The 23345-nt window shown below is 51.9% G+C and carries 20 protein-coding genes; all 20 read left to right on the forward strand.

What is annotated here, in order from left to right; genetic code table 11:
- Positions 1 to 417: 417 nt before the first annotated feature.
- Positions 418 to 3078 (forward strand): DNA gyrase subunit A, encoded by a 2661-nt coding sequence (gene gyrA, locus LRO94_RS08795; protein WP_095184190.1) that lies wholly within the window; start codon positions 418 to 420, stop codon positions 3076 to 3078.
- A gap of 110 nt (positions 3079 to 3188) precedes the next feature.
- Positions 3189 to 4274 (forward strand): 3-phosphoserine/phosphohydroxythreonine transaminase, encoded by a 1086-nt coding sequence (serC, locus tag LRO94_RS08800; RefSeq protein WP_095184191.1) that lies wholly within the window; start codon positions 3189 to 3191, stop codon positions 4272 to 4274.
- Positions 4274 to 5368 carry a prephenate dehydratase gene (gene pheA, locus LRO94_RS08805; protein WP_003172650.1) on the forward strand — a complete coding sequence of 365 codons (1095 nt, stop codon included), beginning with the start codon at positions 4274 to 4276 and terminating at the stop codon, positions 5366 to 5368. Before serC ends, pheA begins: the two co-directional genes overlap by 1 nt.
- 9 nt (positions 5369 to 5377) lie before the next feature.
- Positions 5378 to 6490, forward strand: coding sequence for a histidinol-phosphate transaminase (hisC, locus tag LRO94_RS08810; protein ID WP_122752674.1), 1113 nt, complete (start codon positions 5378 to 5380; stop codon positions 6488 to 6490).
- A gap of 28 nt (positions 6491 to 6518) precedes the next feature.
- Positions 6519 to 8729, forward strand: a complete 2211-nt coding sequence (locus LRO94_RS08815; protein WP_233897063.1) for a bifunctional prephenate dehydrogenase/3-phosphoshikimate 1-carboxyvinyltransferase — start codon at positions 6519 to 6521, stop codon at positions 8727 to 8729.
- A complete protein-coding gene (cmk, locus tag LRO94_RS08820; protein ID WP_003172653.1) occupies positions 8726 to 9415 on the forward strand; it encodes a (d)CMP kinase in 690 nt (229 codons plus the stop codon). Before LRO94_RS08815 ends, cmk begins: the two co-directional genes overlap by 4 nt.
- 120 nt (positions 9416 to 9535) lie before the next feature.
- On the forward strand, positions 9536 to 11221 hold the full coding sequence (gene rpsA, locus LRO94_RS08825; protein ID WP_027604177.1) for a 30S ribosomal protein S1: 1686 nt from the start codon (positions 9536 to 9538) through the stop codon (positions 11219 to 11221).
- Positions 11222 to 11367: 146 nt separating this feature from the next.
- The gene (locus LRO94_RS08830; RefSeq protein ID WP_032888916.1) at positions 11368 to 11652 is read left to right on the forward strand and encodes a hypothetical protein; all 285 of its coding nucleotides are present in this window, start codon (positions 11368 to 11370) and stop codon (positions 11650 to 11652) included.
- 132 nt (positions 11653 to 11784) lie between these two features.
- Positions 11785 to 12081 (forward strand): integration host factor subunit beta, encoded by a 297-nt coding sequence (gene ihfB, locus LRO94_RS08835; protein ID WP_032888918.1) that lies wholly within the window; start codon positions 11785 to 11787, stop codon positions 12079 to 12081.
- A gap of 32 nt (positions 12082 to 12113) precedes the next feature.
- A complete protein-coding gene (locus tag LRO94_RS08840) occupies positions 12114 to 12359 on the forward strand; it encodes a lipopolysaccharide assembly protein LapA domain-containing protein (protein WP_032888920.1) in 246 nt (81 codons plus the stop codon).
- Positions 12360 to 13131: 772 nt separating this feature from the next.
- A complete protein-coding gene (locus tag LRO94_RS08845; RefSeq protein WP_179179341.1) occupies positions 13132 to 14187 on the forward strand; it encodes a hypothetical protein in 1056 nt (351 codons plus the stop codon).
- Positions 14188 to 14202: 15 nt separating this feature from the next.
- Positions 14203 to 15012 carry a glycosyltransferase family 2 protein gene (locus tag LRO94_RS08850; protein ID WP_050442853.1) on the forward strand — a complete coding sequence of 270 codons (810 nt, stop codon included), beginning with the start codon at positions 14203 to 14205 and terminating at the stop codon, positions 15010 to 15012.
- A complete protein-coding gene (locus tag LRO94_RS08855) occupies positions 15009 to 16064 on the forward strand; it encodes a glycosyltransferase family 4 protein (protein ID WP_081797762.1) in 1056 nt (351 codons plus the stop codon). The genes LRO94_RS08850 and LRO94_RS08855 overlap by 4 nt, the downstream gene beginning before the upstream one ends.
- Entirely contained in the window at positions 16057 to 17028 is a 972-nt protein-coding gene (locus tag LRO94_RS08860; RefSeq protein WP_081797764.1) for an NAD-dependent epimerase/dehydratase family protein, read from the forward strand. The genes LRO94_RS08855 and LRO94_RS08860 overlap by 8 nt, the downstream gene beginning before the upstream one ends.
- Positions 17001 to 17312, forward strand: a complete 312-nt coding sequence (locus LRO94_RS08865) for a hypothetical protein (protein ID WP_032888926.1) — start codon at positions 17001 to 17003, stop codon at positions 17310 to 17312. The genes LRO94_RS08860 and LRO94_RS08865 overlap by 28 nt, the downstream gene beginning before the upstream one ends.
- A gap of 143 nt (positions 17313 to 17455) precedes the next feature.
- Positions 17456 to 18955, forward strand: a complete 1500-nt coding sequence (locus LRO94_RS08870; RefSeq protein WP_179179340.1) for an oligosaccharide flippase family protein — start codon at positions 17456 to 17458, stop codon at positions 18953 to 18955.
- A gap of 114 nt (positions 18956 to 19069) precedes the next feature.
- A complete protein-coding gene (locus LRO94_RS08875; RefSeq protein WP_233896988.1) occupies positions 19070 to 20173 on the forward strand; it encodes a glycosyltransferase family 4 protein in 1104 nt (367 codons plus the stop codon).
- Between the two features lie 4 nt (positions 20174 to 20177).
- Complete coding sequence (locus tag LRO94_RS08880; RefSeq protein ID WP_095184200.1) at positions 20178 to 21137, forward strand: GDP-mannose 4,6-dehydratase; 960 nt, start codon at positions 20178 to 20180, stop codon at positions 21135 to 21137.
- A 30-nt stretch (positions 21138 to 21167) separates the two neighbouring features.
- Complete coding sequence (gmd, locus tag LRO94_RS08885) at positions 21168 to 22292, forward strand: GDP-mannose 4,6-dehydratase (protein WP_032888934.1); 1125 nt, start codon at positions 21168 to 21170, stop codon at positions 22290 to 22292.
- A 1-nt stretch (position 22293) separates the two neighbouring features.
- Positions 22294 to 23271, forward strand: a complete 978-nt coding sequence (fcl, locus tag LRO94_RS08890; RefSeq protein WP_032888936.1) for a GDP-L-fucose synthase — start codon at positions 22294 to 22296, stop codon at positions 23269 to 23271.
- The last annotated feature ends 74 nt before the right edge of the window (positions 23272 to 23345 follow it).

Raw genomic sequence — 23345 nt, forward strand, 5'->3', positions numbered from 1 at the left:
CGGTGTCTGTGAAATGGCTACCGGGGGCAAGCCCCTCCCACACTTGAATGGCGAACACAGTCAAAATGTATGAGGGGGCTTGCCCCCGATTGGCCCTGAAAGTCAATAAAACCCTCGGATCCGCCCTCAAAAAAAAGCACCACCCCATCTCTGAGCCCCTCTCGTCCCCCTCAAGCCTGTCATCCGTCAAATTACTAGTCTCCATGCGCATCAGGGGGATAGGTGCGTGGCGGCGATTGTGATAACATCCGGCGGTTTCCAGGGCCGCCCCGAGGGGTTGCCTATAACGTGCAGATCCGTGTCATAACTCGTTGATTTGTCGTAAGTCGTTGTCAGGCACTCTGTCGGCAGCGGCGAGCTTCGTTCGTCCCATATGGATGTGACGAGGTTTCACCCGAAAAAGGAATCAGGCTTCTCATGGGCGAACTGGCCAAAGAAATCCTCCCGGTCAATATCGAAGACGAGCTGAAACAGTCCTACCTCGACTACGCGATGAGCGTAATTGTCGGTCGGGCACTGCCTGATGCGCGCGATGGCTTGAAGCCCGTGCACCGGCGTGTGCTGTTCGCGATGAGCGAGCTGGGTAACGACTGGAACAAGCCGTACAAGAAATCTGCCCGTGTTGTCGGTGACGTGATCGGTAAGTATCACCCTCACGGCGACACTGCGGTGTACGACACCATCGTACGTATGGCCCAGCCGTTTTCCCTGCGCTACCTGCTGGTAGACGGCCAGGGTAACTTCGGTTCCGTCGACGGCGACAACGCCGCTGCCATGCGATACACCGAAGTGCGCATGACCAAGCTGGCGCATGAGCTGCTGGCTGACCTGCACAAAGAAACCGTGGACTGGGTGCCGAACTACGACGGCACCGAAATGATCCCGGCTGTCATGCCTACCCGGATCCCCAACCTGCTGGTCAACGGTTCCAGCGGTATCGCCGTGGGCATGGCGACCAACATCCCGCCGCACAACCTCGGCGAAGTCATCGACGGTTGCCTGGCCCTCATCGACAACCCTGAGCTGACCGTCGATGAGTTGATGCAGTACATCCCGGGTCCGGACTTCCCGACCGCCGCGATCATCAACGGTCGCGCCGGCATCATCGAAGCCTACCGCACCGGCCGTGGCCGCATTTACATGCGCGCCCGCTCGATGATCGAAGACATCGACAAGGTCGGTGGCCGTCAGCAAATCGTCATCACCGAGCTCCCTTACCAGTTGAACAAGGCGCGTCTGATCGAAAAGATCGCCGAACTGGTTAAAGAGAAGAAACTCGAAGGCATCACTGAGCTGCGCGACGAATCCGACAAAGACGGTATGCGCGTAGTGATCGAGCTGCGTCGTGGCGAAGTGCCTGAGGTGATCCTCAACAACCTTTACGCCCAGACCCAACTGCAAAGCGTGTTTGGTATCAACGTGGTTGCCCTGATCGACGGCCGCCCGCGCATCCTGAACCTCAAGGATCTGCTGGAAGCCTTCGTGCGTCACCGCCGCGAAGTAGTGACCCGCCGCACCGTATTCGAACTGCGCAAGGCCCGCGAGCGTGGCCACATTCTGGAAGGCCAGGCGGTTGCGCTGTCGAACATCGACCCGGTTATCGCCCTGATCAAAGCCTCGCCGACACCATCGGAAGCGAAAGAAGCGCTGATCAAGATGCCGTGGGAATCCAGCGCCGTCGTGGCGATGGTTGAACGTGCCGGTGCTGACTCGTGCCGCCCGGAGACACTGGACCCGCAATACGGTCTGCGTGACGGCAAGTACTTCCTGTCGCCGGAACAGGCCCAGGCTATCCTGGAACTGCGTCTGCACCGTCTGACCGGCCTTGAGCACGAGAAGCTGCTGGCCGAGTACCAGGAAATTCTCAACCAGATCGGCGAGTTGATCCGCATCCTCAACAGCGCCGTGCGCCTGATGGAAGTGATCCGCGAAGAACTGGAAGTAATCCGCGCCGAATACGGCGACGTGCGCCGCACCGAAATCCTCGATGCCCGTCTTGATCTGACCCTGGGTGACATGATCCCGGAAGAAGAGCGCGTGGTTACGATCTCCCACGGCGGCTATGCCAAGACCCAGCCATTGGCTGCGTACCAGGCCCAGCGTCGCGGCGGTAAAGGTAAATCGGCTACTGGCGTGAAGGATGAGGACTACATCGCTCACCTGCTGGTCGCCAACAGCCACACCACGCTGCTGCTGTTCTCCAGCAAGGGCAAAGTGTACTGGCTCAAAACCTACGAAATTCCGGAAGCGTCCCGCGCCGCCCGTGGTCGTCCGCTGGTCAACCTGCTGCCACTGGACAGTGATGAATACATCACCACCATGCTGCCGGTAGACGAATACACCGAAGGTCACTTCATCTTCATGGCAACTGCCAAAGGCACCGTGAAGAAGACCCCGCTCGAATCCTTCAGCCGCCAGCGCAGCGTGGGCCTGATCGCCCTGGAGCTGGACGAAGGCGACGTATTGATCAGCGCGGCCATCACCGATGGCGAGCGTGAAGTCATGCTGTTCTCCGACGGCGGCAAGGTTACGCGCTTCAAGGAATCCGACGTTCGCGCCATGGGCCGTACCGCCCGCGGTGTGCGCGGCATGCGTCTGCCGGAAGGGCAGAAGCTGATTTCGATGCTGATCCCGGAAGAAGGCAGCCAGATCCTCACCGCTTCGGCGCGTGGTTATGGCAAGCGTACGGCCATCGGCGAGTTCCCGGAGTACAAACGTGGTGGCCAGGGCGTTATTGCCATGGTCAGCAACGATCGCAACGGCCGTCTGGTCGGCGCGGTACAGGTGCTCGACGGCGAGGAGATCATGCTGATTTCCGACCAGGGCACCCTGGTACGTACCCGTGTGGCTGAAGTGTCGAGCCTGGGTCGCAACACCCAAGGCGTGACGCTCATCAAGCTGGCCAGCGACGAGACACTGGTAGGCCTGGAGCGTGTCCAGGAACCATCGGAAGTTGAAGGCGAAGAGCTGGACGAGGCCGATGCCGAGTTCGCAGGTGAGGTCATGGCGAGTGGCGATGATATCGTCGACGAGCCAACCCTCGATGCTGCCGCAGACGAAGAAGAACCGCAGGAATAAGCGGACACAAAGGGGGCGGATGAAGATTCGCCCCCTTGTTGTTTGTCCCTTGTGAAATATTGAAATCCCGATTTATTGCACCACCCCACCAGATCAGAGTGAGATTGGATGTGAGCAAGAGAGCCTATAACTTCTGTGCCGGTCCCGCGGCGCTTCCTGAAGCAGTCCTGCAGCGTGCGCAGGGTGAACTCCTCGACTGGCATGGAAAAGGCCTCTCCGTGATGGAAATGAGCCATCGCAGCGATGAGTTCGTATCCATTGCTACCAAGGCCGAGCAGGATCTGCGCGACTTGCTGGACATTCCATCCAATTACAAAGTGCTGTTCCTGCAGGGTGGCGCGAGCCAGCAGTTCGCCCAGATCCCGCTGAACCTGCTGCCGGAAGACGGCACTGCCGACTACATCGACACCGGTATCTGGGGGCAGAAGGCTATTGAAGAGGCCTCGCGCTACGGTCACGTCAACGTTGCCGGCACCGCTAAGCCCTACGACTACTTCGCCATCCCAGGTCAGAACGAATGGAAGCTGTCGAAGGATGCGGCCTACGTGCACTACGTCGCGAACGAAACCATTGGCGGCCTGGAGTTCGACTGGGTGCCGGAAGTCGGCGACGTTCCGCTGGTGTGCGACATGTCCTCGGACATCCTCTCGCGGCCTATCGATGTGTCCAAGTACGGCATGATCTATGCCGGCGCGCAGAAGAACATCGGTCCAAGTGGCATCCTGGTTAACATCGTTCGTGAAGACCTGCTGGGCCGCGCCCGTTCGCTGTGCCCGACCATGCTCAACTACAAGGTCGCAGCCGACAACGGATCGATGTACAACACCCCGCCGGCGTTCTCCTGGTATCTGTCCGGCCTGGTATTCGAGTGGCTGAAAGAGCAGGGCGGTGTCGCCGCCATGGGCAAGCTCAACGAAGAGAAGAAGCGCACCCTGTACGACTTCATTGACGCCAGCGGCCTGTATAGCAACCCCATCAATCCAAGCGACCGCTCGTGGATGAACGTGCCGTTCCGCCTGGCTGACGACCGTCTGGACAAACCATTCCTGGCCGGTGCCGACGCGCGCGGCCTGTTGAACCTCAAGGGCCACCGTTCGGTGGGTGGCATGCGCGCCTCCATCTATAACGCTGTCGACATCCACGCGATCAATGCGCTGGTTGCCTACATGGCAGAGTTCGAAAAGGAACACGGCTAATGTCTGAACAAGAGCTCAAGGCCCTGCGTGTACGCATTGACAGCCTGGATGAGAAAGTTCTGGAGCTGATCAGTGAACGTGCGCGGTGCGCCCAGGAAGTGGCACGGGTGAAGATGGCGTCCCTCGCTGAAGGCGAAGTGCCGGTGTTCTACCGCCCCGAGCGTGAAGCTCAGGTGCTCAAACGCGTGATGGAGCGTAACAAGGGGCCGCTGGGCAACGAAGAGATGGCGCGGTTGTTCCGTGAAATCATGTCGTCGTGCCTGGCGCTTGAGCAGCCGCTGAAGGTTGCTTATCTCGGTCCTGAGGGTACGTTTACCCAGGCGGCGGCCATGAAGCACTTCGGCCACGCTGTGATCAGTAAGCCGATGGCGGCCATCGACGAAGTGTTCCGTGAAGTGGCGGCCGGTGCGGTGAATTTTGGCGTGGTGCCAGTGGAAAACTCCACTGAAGGCGCGGTCAATCACACCCTGGACAGCTTCCTTGAGCACGACATGGTGATCTGCGGCGAAGTCGAGCTGCGTATCCACCATCACCTGCTGGTGGGCGAGAACACCAAGACCGACAGCATCAGCCGCATCTATTCCCACGCCCAGTCCCTGGCCCAGTGCCGAAAGTGGCTGGATGCCCACTACCCGAATGTCGAGCGCGTGGCGGTATCCAGCAACGCCGAAGCGGCCAAGCGTGTCAAAGGTGAGTGGAACTCGGCGGCGATTGCCGGTGATATGGCCGCAGGTCTTTATGGCTTGACGCGTCTAGCCGAAAAAATCGAGGACCGTCCGGACAATTCCACGCGCTTCCTGATGATCGGCAGCCAGGAAGTGCCGCCGACCGGCGACGACAAGACCTCGATCATCGTCTCGATGAGCAACAAGCCTGGCGCGCTGCATGAACTGCTGGTGCCGTTTCACGACAACGGGATTGACCTGACGCGCATCGAGACTCGTCCTTCGCGCAGCGGTAAATGGACGTACGTGTTCTTTATCGATTTCATCGGCCATCACCGCGACCCGCTGGTCAAAGGTGTGCTGGAGAAAATCAGTCAAGAGGCCGTGGCGCTCAAGGTGCTGGGCTCTTACCCGAAAGCGGTTTTGTGAGGCGTTAACATGAGTGGCAACTTCCTCGCCCTGGCTCAGCCGGGCGTGCAACAACTGTCGCCTTACGTTCCGGGCAAGCCTGTGGACGAGCTGGCGCGTGAGTTGAACCTGGATCCGTCGAAGATCGTCAAGCTGGCGAGCAACGAGAACCCGCTGGGCCCTAGCCCCAAAGTGCTGGCGGCGATTCGTGAGGAACTGGCCGAGCTGACCCGTTACCCGGATGGCAACGGCTTCGCCCTGAAGTCGTTGTTGGCGGAAAAGTGCCGGGTCGATCTGAACCAAGTGACCCTGGGTAACGGCTCCAACGACATCCTTGAGCTGGTCGGTCGCGCTTACTTGGCGCCAGGCCTGAATGCGGTGTTCAGTGAACATGCGTTTGCGGTTTACCCGATTGTCACTCAGGCCGTCGGTGCTGATGCGCGCGTGATTCCTGCCAAGGATTGGGGGCATGACTTGCCAGCGATGCTGGCAGCAATCGACGCCCAGACCCGCGTCGTGTTCATCGCCAATCCGAATAACCCGACGGGTACCTGGTTCGATGAGCAGGCGCTCAACGAATTCCTGCAGGATGTGCCCGAGCACGTGCTGGTCGTGCTGGACGAGGCCTACATCGAATACGCAGAAGGCAGCGACTTGCCGGACGGCCTGGATTTCCTGGCGGCGTATCCGAACCTGCTGGTGTCGCGCACTTTCTCCAAGGCTTACGGCCTTGCTTCGCTGCGGGTTGGCTATGGTCTGTCCACGGCGGTGGTAGCTGACGTGCTGAACCGAGTACGCCAACCGTTCAACGTCAACAGCCTCGCCTTGGCAGCGGCTTGTGCGGCGGTGAAGGATGCCGAGTACCTGGAAGAAGGTCGGCGCATCAACGAAAACGGCATGCTGCAGTTGCAGGAAGGCTTGCGTGAGTTGGGCCTGGGCTGGATTCCGTCCAAGGGCAACTTTATCTGCGTCGACCTCGGCCAAGTGGCCGCGCCTGTTTTCCAGGGTCTGTTGCGCGAAGGTGTGATCGTGCGTCCGGTGGCTAACTACGGTATGCCCAACCACCTGCGCATCACCATCGGCTTGCCGGCTGAAAACAGCCGCTTCCTGGAAGCGCTGACCAAGGTTCTGGCTCGTGGTTGATGTCGCTGCATTGCAACCTGCTGTGCCTATGATCGGTCGCCTGGTGGTGGTCGGCCTGGGGTTGATCGGCGGCTCCTTCGCCAAAGGCCTGCGTGAAAGTGGGCTATGCGGTGAAGTGGTCGGCGTCGACCTGGACCCTCAATCGCGCAAACTAGCGGTTGAGCTGGGCGTGGTGGACCGCTGTGAAGCGGACTTGGCGCTCGCGTGTCATGGCGCGGATGTGATCCAGCTAGCGGTACCGATCCTGGCCATGGAGAAGTTGCTGGCGTTGTTGGCGGGTATGGACTTGGGGCAGGCGATTCTTACGGATGTCGGCAGTGCCAAAGGCAATGTGGTGCGCGCGGCGCAACTTGCATTTGGCGGGATGCCCGCGCGCTTCGTACCGGGCCACCCGATTGCAGGTTCCGAGCAGAGCGGGGTGGAGGCGTCCAATGCGCAGTTGTTCCGTCGGCATAAAGTGATCCTGACGCCGTCGGAGCAAACCGATCCCGCTGCGTTGGCGGTGGTGGATCGTCTGTGGCGTGAGTTGGGGGCGGACGTCGAGCATATGCAAGTCGAGCGCCATGACGAAGTGCTAGCGGCGACGAGTCATTTGCCGCATTTGCTGGCATTTGGTCTGGTGGACTCTTTGGCCAAGCGCAATGAGAACTTGGATATTTTCCGCTACGCAGCCGGTGGTTTCCGCGATTTCACGCGAATTGCCGGCAGCGACCCGGTGATGTGGCACGACATCTTTCTCGCCAATCGCGAAGCGGTGTTGCGTACTCTGGACACTTTCCGCAGTGATCTCGACGCCCTGCGCGATGCAGTGGATGCGGGTGATGGTCATCAATTGTTGGGCGTGTTCACCCGTGCGCGGGTGGCGCGTGAGCATTTCAGCAAGATCCTGGCGCGCCGGGCCTATGTGGAAACCGCTGTGAACGCCGACGAGTTGACCTTTGTCGCCAACCCGGGTGGCCGCTTGAGCGGGCGCATCCGTGTGCCGGGCGATAAGTCGATTTCTCATCGGTCAATCATGTTGGGCTCATTGGCCGACGGCGTGACCGAGGTCGAAGGCTTCCTTGAGGGCGAAGATGCTCTGGCGACCTTGCAGGCGTTTCGTGACATGGGAGTGGTCATTGAAGGTCCGCACCATGGGCGCGTGACCATTCATGGCGTGGGCTTGAATGGCTTGAAGCCGGCGCCGGGGCCGATTTACCTGGGGAACTCGGGCACGTCCATGCGGCTGTTGTCCGGCATGCTGGCAGCGCAAAGCTTTGACAGCGTGTTGACTGGCGATACGTCGTTGTCCAAGCGCCCAATGAGCCGCGTGGCCAAGCCGCTGCGGGAGATGGGCGCAGTGATCGAAACCGGGCCGCAAGGACGTCCACCGCTGACCATTCGTGGTGGGCAGTCGCTCAAAGGTTTGGACTATGTGTTGCCGATGGCCAGCGCCCAGGTCAAATCCTGTTTGTTGCTGGCCGGGCTATACGCCAAAGGCAAGACCGCAGTGACCGAGCCAGCACCTACTCGCGATCATACCGAGCGCATGTTGCGCGGTTTTGGCTATCCCGTGAGGGTGCAGGGTGCTACCGCAGCGGTTGAGTCGGGTCATACGCTGACTGCTACCCGTATTGAGGTGCCGGGGGATATTTCCTCGGCGGCGTTTTTTATGGTGGCTGCGTCGATTGCCGAGGGTTCCGAGTTATTGCTGGAACATGTCGGCATCAACCCTACCCGTACCGGGGTGATTGATATCCTGCTGCTGATGGGGGCAGATATCAGCCTGGAGCACCAGCGCGAAGTCGGTGGAGAACCTGTCGCAGACCTGCGTGTGCGTGCTGCGGTTCTGAAGGGTATCGAGATCCCGGAAGCGCTCGTGCCGTTGGCCATCGATGAGTTTCCGGTGTTGTTTATTGCGGCGGCCTGCGCTGAAGGTCGGACCGTTTTGCGTGGGGCTCAGGAGTTGCGCGTGAAGGAGTCCGACCGTATCCAGGTGATGGCCGACGGTCTGCTCGCGCTAGGCGTGAAGTGTGAAGCTACCCCTGATGGGATTATCATTGACGGTGGCCTGATGGGCGGTGGTGAAGTCCATGCCCATGGCGATCACCGGATTGCCATGGCGTTCAGCGTAGCGTCCCTGCGGGCGACTGCGCCGATCCGTATCCGCGACTGCGCCAATGTTGCTACGTCCTTTCCGAATTTTCTTACACTGTGTGCCCAAGTCGGCATCCGTGTTGCCCAAGAGGCTCAATTGTGAATATCAAAGCACCGGTGATTACCATCGACGGGCCAAGCGGCTCGGGCAAAGGCACCATCGCCGGCATCCTGGCCAAGCGCCTGGGTTGGTGTCTGCTGGATTCCGGCGCGCTGTACCGGTTGCTGGCGTTTGCCGCACGCAACCATGGCGTAGACCTGACCAATGAAGAGTCCCTGAAGCTGCTGGCGGCGCACCTAGATGTGCAGTTCGTCGGGGCGACGGAAGGTCATCCCCAGCGCATCATCCTGGAAGGGGATGATGTGACGGATGATTTGCGCAACGAGCAAGTCGGTTCCTGGGCATCCCAGGTTGCCGCGCTCCCAGCTGTGCGTGACGCGTTGCTGCAGCGTCAGCGGGCTTTTCAGGAGCCGCCGGGCCTTGTGGCCGATGGTCGCGACATGGGTACCGTAGTGTTTCCCGAGGCACCGCTGAAGATTTTCCTGACGGCCAGCGCCGAGGAACGAGCTCGCCGCCGCTACTTGCAGTTGAAGGGCAAAGTCGATGGTGTTAGTCTGTCGAGTCTGCTAGATGAGATCCGTGCACGCGATGAGCGTGATACCCAGCGTGCAGTAGCCCCGCTAAAGCCGGCGGCTGATGCCATACAGTTGGATTCCACGGAGTTGTCCATCGAGCAGGTGCTGGAACGCATCTTGAGTGAAATCGCCATTCGCGATATCGCCGGGTGATCAAGAAGGCCGCAGGGGACCAGTCATAGTCCTGCGGTGGCTTCTTTTAACTGAAACTGACCCACGCCGTCTGGGGTGTGGAGATGGGCGTATTCTTCGCCCTTATCAACAGGAATTAAAATGAGCGAAAGCTTTGCGGAACTCTTTGAAGAAAGCCTAAAAACCCTGAACCTTCAGGCAGGCTCCATCATCACCGGTGTTATCGTTGATATCGATTACCAAGCTCGCTGGGTAACCGTTCACGCTGGTCTGAAGTCTGAAGCTCTGATCCCGCTGGAACAGTTCTACAACGATGCTGGCGATCTGACAATCAATGTCGGTGACGAAGTTCACGTTGCTCTGGACTCGGTTGAAGACGGTTTCGGTGAAACCAAGCTGTCCCGTGAAAAAGCCAAGCGCGCTGAATGCTGGATTGTTCTCGAAGCAGCCTTCGCAGCTGAAGAAGTGGTCAAGGGCGTTATCAACGGTAAGGTTAAAGGCGGCTTCACTGTCGACGTTAACGGCATCCGTGCGTTCCTGCCAGGTTCTTTGGTCGACGTTCGTCCTGTGCGCGACACCACGCACCTGGAAGGCAAAGAACTCGAATTCAAGGTCATCAAACTCGACCAGAAACGCAACAACGTTGTCGTTTCCCGTCGCAGCGTTCTGGAAGCAGAGAACTCCGCCGAGCGTGAAGCTCTGCTGGAATCCCTGCAGGAAGGCCAACAAGTCAAAGGTATCGTCAAAAACCTCACCGATTACGGCGCATTCGTCGATCTGGGTGGCGTCGATGGCCTGCTGCACATTACCGATATGGCTTGGAAGCGTATCAAGCATCCTTCCGAAATCGTCAACGTTGGCGACGAGATCGATGTAAAGGTTCTGAAGTACGATCGTGAGCGTAACCGCGTTTCCCTGGGCTTGAAGCAGCTGGGCGAAGATCCATGGGTTGCTATCAAAGCTCGCTACCCAGAAAGCACTCGCGTTACCGCGCGTGTTACCAACCTGACCGACTACGGCTGCTTCGCTGAGCTGGAAGAAGGCGTGGAAGGCCTGGTACACGTTTCCGAAATGGACTGGACCAACAAGAACATCCATCCTTCGAAAGTCGTACAAGTCGGCGACGAAGTGGAAGTTATGGTTCTGGACATCGACGAAGAGCGTCGTCGTATCTCCCTGGGCATCAAGCAGTGCAAATCTAACCCATGGGAAGATTTCTCTGGCCAGTTCAACAAGGGCGATAAAATCTCCGGCACCATCAAGTCGATCACCGATTTCGGTATCTTCATTGGTCTGGACGGCGGCATCGACGGCCTGGTTCACCTGTCCGACATCTCCTGGAACGAAGTTGGCGAAGAAGCTGTTCGTCGTTTCAAGAAGGGCGACGAGCTGGACACCGTTATCCTGTCGGTTGACCCAGAGCGTGAGCGTATCTCCCTGGGTATCAAGCAACTGGAAAGCGATCCGTTCTCCGAGTACGTTCAAGAGAACGACAAAGGCGCAATCGTTAAAGGCACTGTGAAAGAAGTTGACGCCAAAGGCGCCATCATCGTTCTGGCCGACGATATCGAAGCGACTCTGAAAGCCTCCGAAATCAGCCGTGACCGCGTTGAAGACGCGCGCAACGTTCTGAAAGAAGGTCAGGAAGTAGAAGCCAAGATCATCAGCGTTGATCGCAAGAGCCGCGTGATCCAACTCTCCATCAAGTCGAAAGATGAAGTGGAAGAGAAAGAAGCAATCCAGAGCCTGAAATCGGCTCCGGAAGCTGCAACCGGCGAGACCACTATGGCCTCCCTGCTGCGCGAAGCAATGGCTAAACAGAACTAAGTTCTGTAACGCTATAAAAAGGGCGACTTCGGTCGCCCTTTTTTGTGCCTGGAATTTGTTGATTTAACAAACGAGAACCAAGGCGCGCGGCTCAGTGTCAGAGTCACTATAGCCTTGAAAAAAGCTCGCCCGGAATAAGGATCTCAATGAACAAGCTTGTCGTGATGCTCGCATTGGTAATGCTTGTCGGCTGCTCTGTCACTAGCGCTAAAACTCACGCCAGGCGCGGTGTCAGCGGCATCGAGGTCGATTGCTCTGGCCTTGGTAATCATTGGGATAAGTGCGAACAGCGCGCCGCTCGCGAATGCAAGATGCAGGGCTACAAGGTCATCACCCGGTCAAGCGACGCCAAGGACGAAGAGGGCGACTATTTTTTCGGCTTGAACCCGGCTGGAGCTGTCACCCGCACGATGCTTGTGATCTGCAATTAGGCGCGTTACTTGTTCGATACTTATGTTTATTCAGCCAGGAGATAAGTTGAAACATGGGCTGTTCAAATTCATCAAGTCATGCTAAAACCTTCGAAGCGCTTTTCCTAGCTGCTTGAAAAAGAAGGGAAAAATATGACGAAGTCGGAGTTGATCGAACGAATTGTCACCCACCAAGGACTGCTCTCATCCAAAGATGTTGAGTTGGCTATCAAGACCATGCTTGAGCAAATGTCCCAGTGCCTGGCCACTGGGGATCGTATTGAGATTCGTGGGTTCGGGAGCTTTTCGCTGCACTATCGTGCGCCTCGTGTAGGTCGTAATCCAAAGACGGGCCAGTCAGTCAGCCTTGATGGGAAATTCGTGCCTCACTTCAAGCCGGGCAAGGAGTTGAGGGATAGGGTGAATGAAGACGAGGAAGACGGCGTCTGACTCGGCTATCTATTGTTATGGAGGCGAACGCTATGGCTAGAATATTACGGATTCTTTTAGGTGTGGTCTTAATGGTCATTACCTTTGCAGTCGTTGGGTTTGTTTTGGAAAATCAGCAGGCTGTTGTGCTCTCATTCTTTGGTTGGTCTACCGGTGAGGCCCCAGTAGCCGTGTTTGTTGTATTTGCGTTGATTATCGGCATGTTAATCGGTCCATTCTTAGGCCTGTTTAAGCGAAGCGCTGCGCCGCGTGACCTTGGTACGGCCAAGCGCTTATGAAGGGCGGGGGGCGGAGCATCCTTCGGGATGTGGCTGACGTCTTCGCTGATCCTGAGCTTAATCCATTGGAAATAGCTGCTTGTTAATTGGTTTGAATGGGTTCGTCATCAAGAAATTTTACGCACTCTTGCCTTTCCTTGTTCCTATTGCGTACGGTGCACTGCCGTAATTTTCGCCATAGCCGCTCAGATAATTCTTACAGTAAGTTCAGAGCTTTTACGAATGTAGTTGCTCTGTGTTGAATAAAAGGTTTTGCACTATAATAAATGGCCTTCTCAGTGATATCGGACCTGGCGCTAGTTATTTTATCTGTACAGTTCTCAATTTTATCGGGTTGGCATTTCTCAGGTAACGAACGAATCACTGCCGAGGATGTTGAAATTAAGGCCCTGCACCTTGAGGTCACTCGTGGGTGGCTGTTATGTCGCTGTTGCTTCACTGAGTAGAGTTGAGTGGCAAGGCGTAGTAATGACTAGCGCTCAACGTCGAATCTTCAAGACCCAGTGCTAAAACTTGGTGTGCTAAGTATCATGAAAAACCTATCAGAGCTAGGTAATTCAGATTTGATCAGTAGGTGGGTCAATGCTGTCTGCAAATGGATTATGAGAATAATAGCTGAATACTACACTGGGCTGCTATTGATTCATTCAATGATGTATGAAATCCATACATTTACGTACTTACCGATTCACGGCAGGCCTGTGTGAAATACCTATGTTATATGCTCGGTGTCTTAATTGTCTTCCCATTGAAGATTTTAAGCGTTGGTAGCGTGAACTATAAGTTTGATGAGATTTTGCTTGTTTTTATTTTTGTTATTTTGTTTTGTACTCGGCGTATAGCGTTTAGGCCATTGGTGTATTGTGGTTTAATATTTCTATACTTTGCATATGGAACGCTGGCTATATTGGATAGTGGTCTCGTTACTAATTATCAGGTTTACTTTCGCCTGCTTCAAATCGTGCTAATCATTGTTGTTATGTCAATTATGTCTGACGGCGAAAGGGTGAAGATGCTTAACGGTATTGCCAGTTGGGGGCCAGTCTTCGCCTTATGTATAGTCTTCTATCTCATTTTTATATCCGGCTATTCTTTTGATCTGCTGTTTGGTAATCAACAGTACTACAAAGACTTTTTTAATGGTGAAAACACATTTTTGAGTGTGCACATAAACACTGTCGGTACGATTTTGCTATTGTCGATCTATCTGAACTTGTTAAAGTTCCAGGTAACTAGAAATAAAGTATACATTTTGCTTTCTGCTATTATGCTGTTGCCTTCGATAATGCTTTTGTCCAAGGGGGACCTGCTTGCCATTTTAATAGCATCCGTCTTTCTTTGTTTTTCAAAACTAAAAATAGCGTATTTGTTTTTTGTGTGCTTGGCAGCTGGTGGTTTAATAGCGAGTTATAGTTTAAATTTTGCTGAATTTGACCCGACACGAGAAGCCCTATATAGCACTGCATTACAAGCATTTATTGATAATCCATATGGATATGGAATTGGTACAGAGCGCCAAGTGATATTCGCTTACTCCGGGATAAATTATCCAGCACATAATTTTTTACTAAGTGCTGCACTAGAGGCGGGGGTTTTAGGTGTTGTTTTTTTTCTGGCATTGATTCTCTACAGCTACCGAAGAAACAAAGACTCAGTGGCGAGGGCTTTTTTAATAGCATTTGTCGTAGTTGGCTCGTTTGGTAATGTTATGTATTTTTATAAATACCATTTTGTCTTTTTTATGATAATAACTGGTTTTTATGATCGGGTGTACTGTCAAGCTGTTGCGTTGCGAGTTAAGGCTTCCGGCGCAATCGGCACACATTAATTGGGGCGAGTAGTAATGGCTAAGGCTAAAATCGGGATTGTTATTGCTACTTATAATAGTGGGCGTACGCTGCGCGAATGTTTAGATAGCATTCAAGCGCAAGATTTTGAAGATGTAGATTTGTATGTTCAGGATGGCGGTAGCACTGACGATACGCTGGCGATTTTAAGTGAATATGACTTCGTCCGATTCTCCAGTGAAAAAGACTCTGGAGTATATAGCGCCTGGAATAAAGCATTGAAGCAGGTGAATGCTGAATGGATAGTGTTTATGGGCAGTGATGACTATTTCAGCTCTCCGTCCGCGTTATCCTCCGTGCTTGAATATCTTGACGCCGCGGATCGGCAGGGTTTGAGGTTGGTTTACGGTAGAAATATACTCGTCGATCAATCTGGCGGCTTGATTGATGAGGTTGGAGTTCCTTGGAGTGAGGCAAAAAATGATTTATCCAAGAGGATGACCATTCGTCATCCTGGTTGTTTTCATCATGTATCCTTATTTGAGAAAATCGGCGGGTTTAATGAGAGTTATAAGGTAATAGGTGACTATCATTTTATTTTACGCGCTCTCGTCGGTAGCGATGCAGGGTTCTATCCTTTCTCTATCGTGTCCCACCGAGTGGGAGGGCTCAGTAATAAGCCAAGCTTGATGATGTCGATCATTCGTGAAAATTTTAGGCTTCGAAAAGAGTTGGCATTAACTCCGTTGTATCTAGTTGACGGAATTTTCATAAAACGGTTGGTTATTTTTTTGATGAGCTGTGTTTTGGGTGATCGTGGAGTAATGAAACTGCTGTCCATTTATGGTGGGATTGTGAAGAAATGAAAATCTGCTATGTGGTTCCTGCAATCGTCAATAAGGCCCCTATTCTAGTAGCCTTGCAATTGTGCGAGCAGATGCTTCGTCGTGGGCACGATGTCACCGTTCTTTATTTTGATGAGCGTGTCGATATAGGTTTTTTGGAAGGCGTAAGATTCGAGCGAGTGAGTTTTTATAAAAAATTTGATTTTTCGGGTTATGACATAGTTCATTCCCATCTCTTGAGGGCTGATGCATTTGTATTTAAAAATAAATCATTATTTTCGAGTGTTCGCTACGTGAGTACGCTGCATAATTACGTAGAGAAGGAGCTTTATTTTCATTACAATAAATTTGTTTCCGTTGTGTTTAGTTTCGTTTGGAATGTTTGCTGGACGAGGCATGACCGCCTTGTCGTGTTAAGTGATCATTCTATGCAGTACTACTCTAGGTTTTCATATAACAAAAAACTATCTCGGGTCTACAATGGTAGAGATATCGTTGTTAATTATGAATTGATCGAAGATTGGTGTGCCGCTGAGATAAATAAGCTGAAAAACAAGGTTGATTTTTTATTAGGTACGTACTGTGTGCTCACCGCAACAAAAGGTGTCGATCAGTTAGTGAGATTGTTGGCTCTTAATACTAGGCTGGGGCTTGTGGTTATTGGTGACGGTCCAGAGAAAAATATCTTACAGGATCTTAGTGTTTCTCTAGGCGTCGATAGTCGCTGTGTTTTTATTTCATCAATCCCCTATGCACATCAGTGCAATGTTTTTTTTGATATATTTGCGATGCCTTCTCGTTCTGAAGGCTTTGGGCTTGCTCTGATTGAAGCGGCTCTCCACTCAAAGAAAATAGTGTGCTCTGATATTCCAATCTTTCGCGAGCTTTTTGATGAGGGTGCGGTTTCTTTTTTTGAACTAGACGATATTATCGGTCTTAATGCTGCGGTTGTGCAAAGTTTGGCCGAAGAGTCAAAAGGCTCGGTTGTTCTGAGTGTTGCTTGTGAAAAATATAGTTCTTTTACAATGGCATCGAACTATCTTGAAGTTTATGAGGAGCTAATGCGTGGCTAATGTCAAAGTTCTAGTTACAGGTGGGTCCGGTTTTATAGGGACTAACTTGGTGTGTCGGTTAAAGATATTAGGGTATAAGGTTATAAGTTTGGATGTGGCTCAGCCCAGAAATCTAGATAATCTTGATGTTCATCTCTGCTGCGATATTTGCGATGTGGATAGTGTCAGAGAGGCTTTTGATTCATTTAAGCCGGATTATGTCTTTCACCTCGCAGCACGTACAGATCTCCGGGGCAAAAGTTTGGACGATTATCCCGAAAACATTGTAGGTGTCGAGAACTTGTGCTCGGTACTGTCTTCGGTGGACTACGTTAAGCATGCAGTCTTCGCTTCCAGTATGTTGGTTTGTAAAGCAGGTCACATACCATCGTCAATAGAAGATGTTTCTCCAACTACAGTTTATGGGAAGAGTAAGGTCCAAGGGGAGTGCATTGTCAAGAAATGGATCGATCGCATCCCTAGATGTTCTATTGTAAGGCCTACATCTATTTGGGGGCCTTGGTTCGGAGAGCCGTACCGTAACTTCTTCGACATAGTGCTTGCTGGTCGATATATTAGAATTGGAAAAAAATCAAGTACAAAGACGTATGGGTATGTCGAGAATTGCGTAAATCAGATGATTTCAATTTCTCAGCAGCCAAATGATGCGGTCGAATATTATTACATAGGTGATGCGAAGCCTTTGAATGTAGATGAATGGAGTTTGAGTATCGCATCGCTTGCAGGCGTTAGACGTCCAGTTAAAGCACCGATGTTTTTTTTCTATTTCTTGGCGTTGATTGGTGACGTTTGCAACTCAGTAGGATTGAGATTTCCGTTTAGTAGTTTTCGTCTGAAGAATATGACAACTAATAATGTAGTGGATTGTTCTCCAGCCGAGAAGTCAAATTGTTATCCTGTTGTGGATAAGCAGGAAGGTATTAAAAAGACGCTGTCATGGCTAACGAACTCCTCGGCCAGTTAATAATTCAGCTGGCCGATGTTGCGTTGGGCTGCGCTCTAAGATTCGTATATATTTTTGGTTTTCTGGGTGTTTATAGTGTCAGTGTCCAGCGCCTGAGTATGGGCTGGTTTGATCGTCGAATAACGAAACTTTACTGTGCTTGCGCCGGAGAGCCCTTGAATTTCAAATCTGTAATTTCTCAAGACTTTTCAGTGTGTCAAGATCATGCTAAAGTTATTGGTGTTGCTGAAGATGTGTTCGTGGCGGTCTTGAATCCCGCTGTCGGACCTAGTAGCTTCTTGTAAGCGTTCATGGGTAGAGGCTTTCAGAGCCAGCGTTGACTATATACTTGTATTTCTAGAGCCATTATTTATCAGTAAATATAATCGAATGGTTTCTAGGATGAGTTTTTTTGAAGTAAGATTTATGTGTTAAAGGGTTATGCCGCATGAATAGCGTTCTTAAAAATGTAGCGGCAAATTTTTTGGGGCAGGGTTGGGCTGCTCTTATGGGTATCTGTTTCGTACCCTTGTATCTTAAGTTTATTGGTATTGAGGGTTACGGGTTAATAGGCTTTTTCGTAATTCTATCTTCTGCTATGTCGATGCTTGATGGCGGATTTGGTGCTGTGGCAACTAAAGAGGCCTCTGTTTATGAGTCGGCTTCGTCGCTGGAAAAGAAAAAAGTTATTCTATTGTTGAGAAGTGTTGAGTGGGTTTTTTGGGGTATTGCACTCACTGCTGGTGCGGTGGTGATATTGTTAGCGCCGCTGATTTCCAATTATTGGTTGGATATAAGTCCTGATAAGCTGGATTCTGTGACTCAATCGTTAAGAGTAATGGGTGGGGCGCTTGTTCTTCAGTTTCCTATAGCATTTTACTATGGTGCTCTTACAGGTCTTCAAAAGCAGGTTGAATTAAATATTGCAACTTCCATCTTTGCGACTTTCCGTTCGGGTGGAACGGTGTTGGTCTTGTGGCTGGTTTCTCCAACGGTTGAATGGTTTTTTATTTGGCAGTGCGTAATAAATCTTTTGACTGTTTTTATTTTGCGTATTCAACTCATTCGCGAGTTGGTAGGCTGGACGGATTCTATTTCTTTCTCTCTTGATACGCTTCGCCGCCTTCGAGGTTTTGCAGTGGGAGTAGGGGCGACGAATGCACTTGCGTTTCTACTTATGCAAGCGGATAAGATAGTTTTGTCAAAGACGTTGTCATTAACAGATTTTGGTTATTACATGCTCGCTTGGACGCTGGGTACGATCGCTTTCAGGCTTATATCTCCAGTTTTCAATGCTTATTACCCGAAGATAGTGGCATCTGTTGCTTCTGGTAGTGCCGTAGAGGCATTTGGCTATTATATTAGGGCGAGTCAAATACTGTCGATGTTGGTAATACCGTTTTCTGTATGGATTGCATTTTACAGTCATCAGGTGCTTTCGTTATGGACGCAGGATCAACATATCGCCGCTGCGGCGAGTGGGCCCTTGATGATACTGGTTCTCGGCACCATGATTCATTCATTCATGAATATGCCTTATGCATTGCAATTAGCTCACGGATGGACGCGTTTCAGCGTCTGGCAAAACTTTATAGCTGCCGTTCTTGTGGTTCCATTAACGTATTATTTGGCTGCCTCTTATGGCTTGGCGGGCAGTGCTTGGCCTTGGCTATTATTGAATATCGGTTTTTTTACCTTCTGTCCTCCGATTGTCTTTAAGAAGTTAAATATTAAACCTGCGAAGACCTGGTACATAGACGCCATTTTTATTCCGTTGGTTATTTCGGTTTCGCTACTCTATTTTTTTAAAAGCGTTTTTGATCTACTCGCTATCGATAATCCCGTTGTGATGTTGTTGTCGCTAGGGATAACTTATATTGCAGTGGCACTTCGTTTGTTTGTTTTTAGTCTTGATATTCGAAAGATAACTTGGCGAAATGCGGTGTGATATAGGTTTTACATAAATGATAGGCTTACTTTGATAAGTAGTCGTTCGAAATTTAATGCAATGCAAGCTCGATTTTAAACAGATTGGGCTTTGTTTTCTTTCGGGAACAGATATATGCGAGTTGCGTTCGATCACCAAATATTCTCATTGCAAAATTATGGGGGGATCTCTCGTTATTTTGCTCGTATCGCCGAGCAGATGGTTGGCGCGGGTAATGATGTGGGTATTTTCTCACCTCTTCATCGCAATGCCTATCTGAAGGAGTTACCCGAGGGAATTGTTCGTGGCCGCTGGATGGAAAAATACCCGCCTCATACGGCTCGGCTGATACTCGCTTACAACCGCCTTAAAGGGCGGTCGGAAATGAGTCGTTGGCAGCCTCAGGTAGTGCATGAGACCTATTACAGTCGCCGCCCAAGTTTTGTCTCGGAGAAGTGCCCGGTCGTACTAACGGTTTACGATATGATCCATGAATTGTATCCCGAAAGCTTTTCATCTCAAGATAAAACGACCGCGCTCAAGCAGCAGGCTGTCGAGCGTGCTGATCACGTTATTTGCATTTCGGAAAGCACACGTCAGGACCTTATGCGGTTGTTTGCAGTCCCCGAGAGTAAGTTGTCAGTCGTTCATTTAGGCTTTGAGCAATTTAAAAAAGTTTCGGATAAAAAATATTGCGATTTGCCCAGGCCCTATTTGCTGTATGTCGGCGCACGCTACGCTTACAAAAATTTCGCCGGATTACTCCGTGCCGTAGCACGCTCCAAGCGATTAAAGTCCGATTTTGATATTGTCGCTTTTGGCGGCGGAGAGTTTTCTCAAGACGAACAGGCGTTGATGCAAAGTCTTGGTTTTAGTGCGGGTCAGGTGCGGCAGATCGGCGGTGATGATGCGTTGCTGGGGCAGCTCTATGAGGGTGCAAAGGCCTTTGTTTATCCTTCTGTTTATGAGGGCTTCGGTCTTCCACCTTTAGAGGCAATGGCGCACTCTTGTCCTGTTGTCAGCAGCAGCACCAGTTCCATGCCTGAGATCATCGGCAATGCGGGGGCTTTTTTTGACCCCGGTAATGATGACGAAATGGCTGTGGCGATAGAGAGAGTGGTTTATTCTGACAGCGAAGTTGCGAGGTTGGTTGGGCTCGGTCTTGAGCGCTTAAACCATTTCTCATGGCAGCGGTGTGGCCAGGAAACATTATCGATCTATAATTCATTACAAAGGTAATACTTTGGAATACTCAGAAAAAACCGCCCTGATTTGCGGTGTGAGCGGCCAGGATGGTGCTTATCTCGCGAGGCTGTTGCTTAGCAAGGGCTATACCGTCTGGGGTACTTCTCGGGATGCGCAGGGATCTTCATTCGTCAACCTCAAGCGACTGGATATCTTTCCTCGGGTGAAACTGCTGTCCATGGTGCCTGAAGACTTTCGAAGCGTTTTCATGGCTCTTAAGCGCAGTCAGCCTGATGAAGTCTATTATCTGGCGGGGCAGTCGTCGGTTGGTTTGTCTTTTGAGCAGCCCGCCGAAACGATCCAGAGTATTACCTTGGGTACGCTCAATATGCTTGAGGCCTGCCGGATGACAGAGCGTCCGATTCGCTTTTATCAAGCAGGATCAAGTGAGTGTTTTGGGGATACCAACGGTGAGCCCGCCGCTGAGGGGATGGCGTTCCACCCTCGTAGCCCTTATGCAGTGGCTAAGTCTTCGGCGTTCTGGTTGGTCGATAACTATCGTGAAGCTTATAATCTCTTCGCCTGTACAGGGATCTTGTTTAATCACGAATCTCCATTGCGCCCCTCTAGATTTGTAACACAAAAAATTGTCACGACAGCGAAACGAATTGCTGCTGGCTCTGATGAGCGATTAACTCTTGGACGCCTGGATATCGCTCGAGATTGGGGGGCCGCCTCAGAGTATGTCGATGCGATGTGGAGGATGCTGCAGTGTGATGAGCCCAGCGATTTTGTGATAGCCACGGGTCAAACCCATACGCTTGAAACCTTTGTTGCTGAGGCGTTTACACAGTTGGGCCTCGATTGGAAGGCTTATGTCGATCAATCCACTGAATTTTTCAGGCCTACTGATCTATTGGTCAGTCGAGCTTGCCCCGCTAAGGCCGAGCAGGTCTTGGGGTGGAAAGCCCAGTCGACGATGCCTGATGTCATTACCAGCATGTTAAATGCGATTTAATAGTAAATCTAAGAATTTTAGGACGTAGATATGACCCTGAAAAAAGCGTTAATTACTGGGATCACTGGCCAAGATGGCTCGTACTTGGCTGAACTTTTGCTGGAAAAAGGCTATGAAGTTCACGGCATCAAACGACGCGCATCGTCCTTCAATACGCAGCGTGTTGATCATATCTATCAGGATCCGCATGTTGATAATCAGCGTTTTATCTTGCATTACGGGGACCTTACTGACTCGTCGAACCTGACCCGTATTATTCAGGAAGTTCAGCCCGACGAGGTTTACAATCTGGGAGCACAGTCACATGTGGCTGTGAGCTTTGAGTCGCCGGAATACACTGCTGATGTCGATGCGATGGGTACGCTGCGAATTCTTGAGGCCATTCGTTTGCTTGGGCTTGAGAAAAAAACCCGTTTCTACCAAGCCTCAACCTCTGAACTCTATGGCTTGGTACAAGAGACCCCACAAAAGGAAACCACCCCTTTTTATCCACGGTCGCCGTACGCCGTTGCCAAACTTTATGCCTACTGGATCGTGGTTAATTACCGCGAAGCCTATGGCATGCACGCATGTAACGGGATTCTTTTCAATCACGAGTCGCCACGACGTGGTGAGACTTTCGTGACCCGTAAAATCACTCGTGGCTTGGCAAATATTGCTCAGGGACTTGAGCAGTGTCTCTACATGGGCAACATGGATGCGCTTCGCGATTGGGGTCACGCGAAAGACTATGTTCGTATGCAATGGATGATGCTGCAACAAGATGTTCCCGAAGATTTTGTTATCGCAACCGGCGTTCAGTACTCGGTGCGTGAGTTCATTCGCTGGTCTGCCGCTGAACTGGGACTGACCTTGCGTTTTGAGGGCACTGGCGTAGATGAGCGTGGCATCGTGGAATCTATTGTTGGCGACAAGGCACCTGCGCTGAAAGTCGGAGATGTACTGGTTAGTGTCGACCCGCGCTATTTCCGCCCCGCTGAAGTTGAAACGCTGCTTGGCGACCCTACCAAAGCGAAAACAAAGCTGGGTTGGGTGCCAGAAATTACCGCCCAGGAGATGTGTGCTGAAATGGTTCGCGAAGACTTGAAAGTCGCCCAGCGTCACGCGCTGCTGAAGAATCATGGTTACGATTTGCCGGTGTCGTTGGAGAATTAATATGTCACGTCAATTGAGCGAATGTGTTTTTGTTGCTGGCCACAAGGGGATGGTAGGTTCGGCCATTGTTCGACGCCTGCGAGCGTTGGGTTACACCAATATTGTGACCCGCGACAGGGCTCAATTGAATCTGTTGGACCAGCTTGCGGTAATGAATTTTTTTGCTGAGACCAAGATAGAGCAAGTCTATATGGCCGCTGCCAAGGTGGGTGGCATTCATGCGAACAACACCTACCCGGCTGAGTTTATCTACGAAAACCTTATGATGCAGGCAAACGTCATCCATGCTGCGCATCAGCACGACGTGCAAAAAATGCTATTCCTCGGTTCGTCGTGTATTTATCCCATTAACGTCAAGCAACCGATGCCTGAAGAGGCGCTTTTGACGGGAACGCTTGAGCCTACCAATGAGCCTTATGCCATTGCGAAGATTGCCGGAATCAAGCTATGTGAGAGTTATAATCGCCAATATGGACGCGATTATCGCAGTGCTATGCCTACTAACTTGTACGGTCCTAATGACAACTTCCACCCGCAGAACTCCCATGTAATACCCGCACTGTTGCGTCGCTTTCACGATGCAGTCGAAGAAGGCGTTGAAGAGGTTGTTATATGGGGTAGTGGTTCGCCGATGCGTGAATTCCTGCATGTGGATGATATGGCCAGTGCGTCGGTCCACGTCATGGAGTTGGATCAGAACCAGTATGGCGCCTATACCCAACCGATGCTTTCTCATATCAACGTAGGTACGGGCGAAGACTGCACCATTCGCGAACTGGCTCAAACCATCGCGAAGGTTACCGGGTTCAAGGGGCGCCTAAGCTTTGACAGCACAAAGCCAGACGGGCCGCCAAGGAAGCTGATGGATGTTTCGCGTCTTGAGCGATTGGGGTGGCGTGCGAGCATCAGCCTCGAAGAGGGGCTTCGCGACGCATACGCCTGGTTCTCCGAGAACGCCTTGCACGCTCGCTCGCGCTAGCCTTTGTTGCTTGGGGTGGCTCGTCGGCTTGCGCATTGTTTTCAAATGGCGCCGGCACCGTAAAGTTCAGGTTT

Origin of the sequence: Pseudomonas sivasensis, assembly GCF_021391435.1 — a bacterium.
In the GTDB taxonomy this organism is placed as follows: Bacteria; Pseudomonadota; Gammaproteobacteria; order Pseudomonadales; family Pseudomonadaceae; genus Aquipseudomonas; species Aquipseudomonas sivasensis.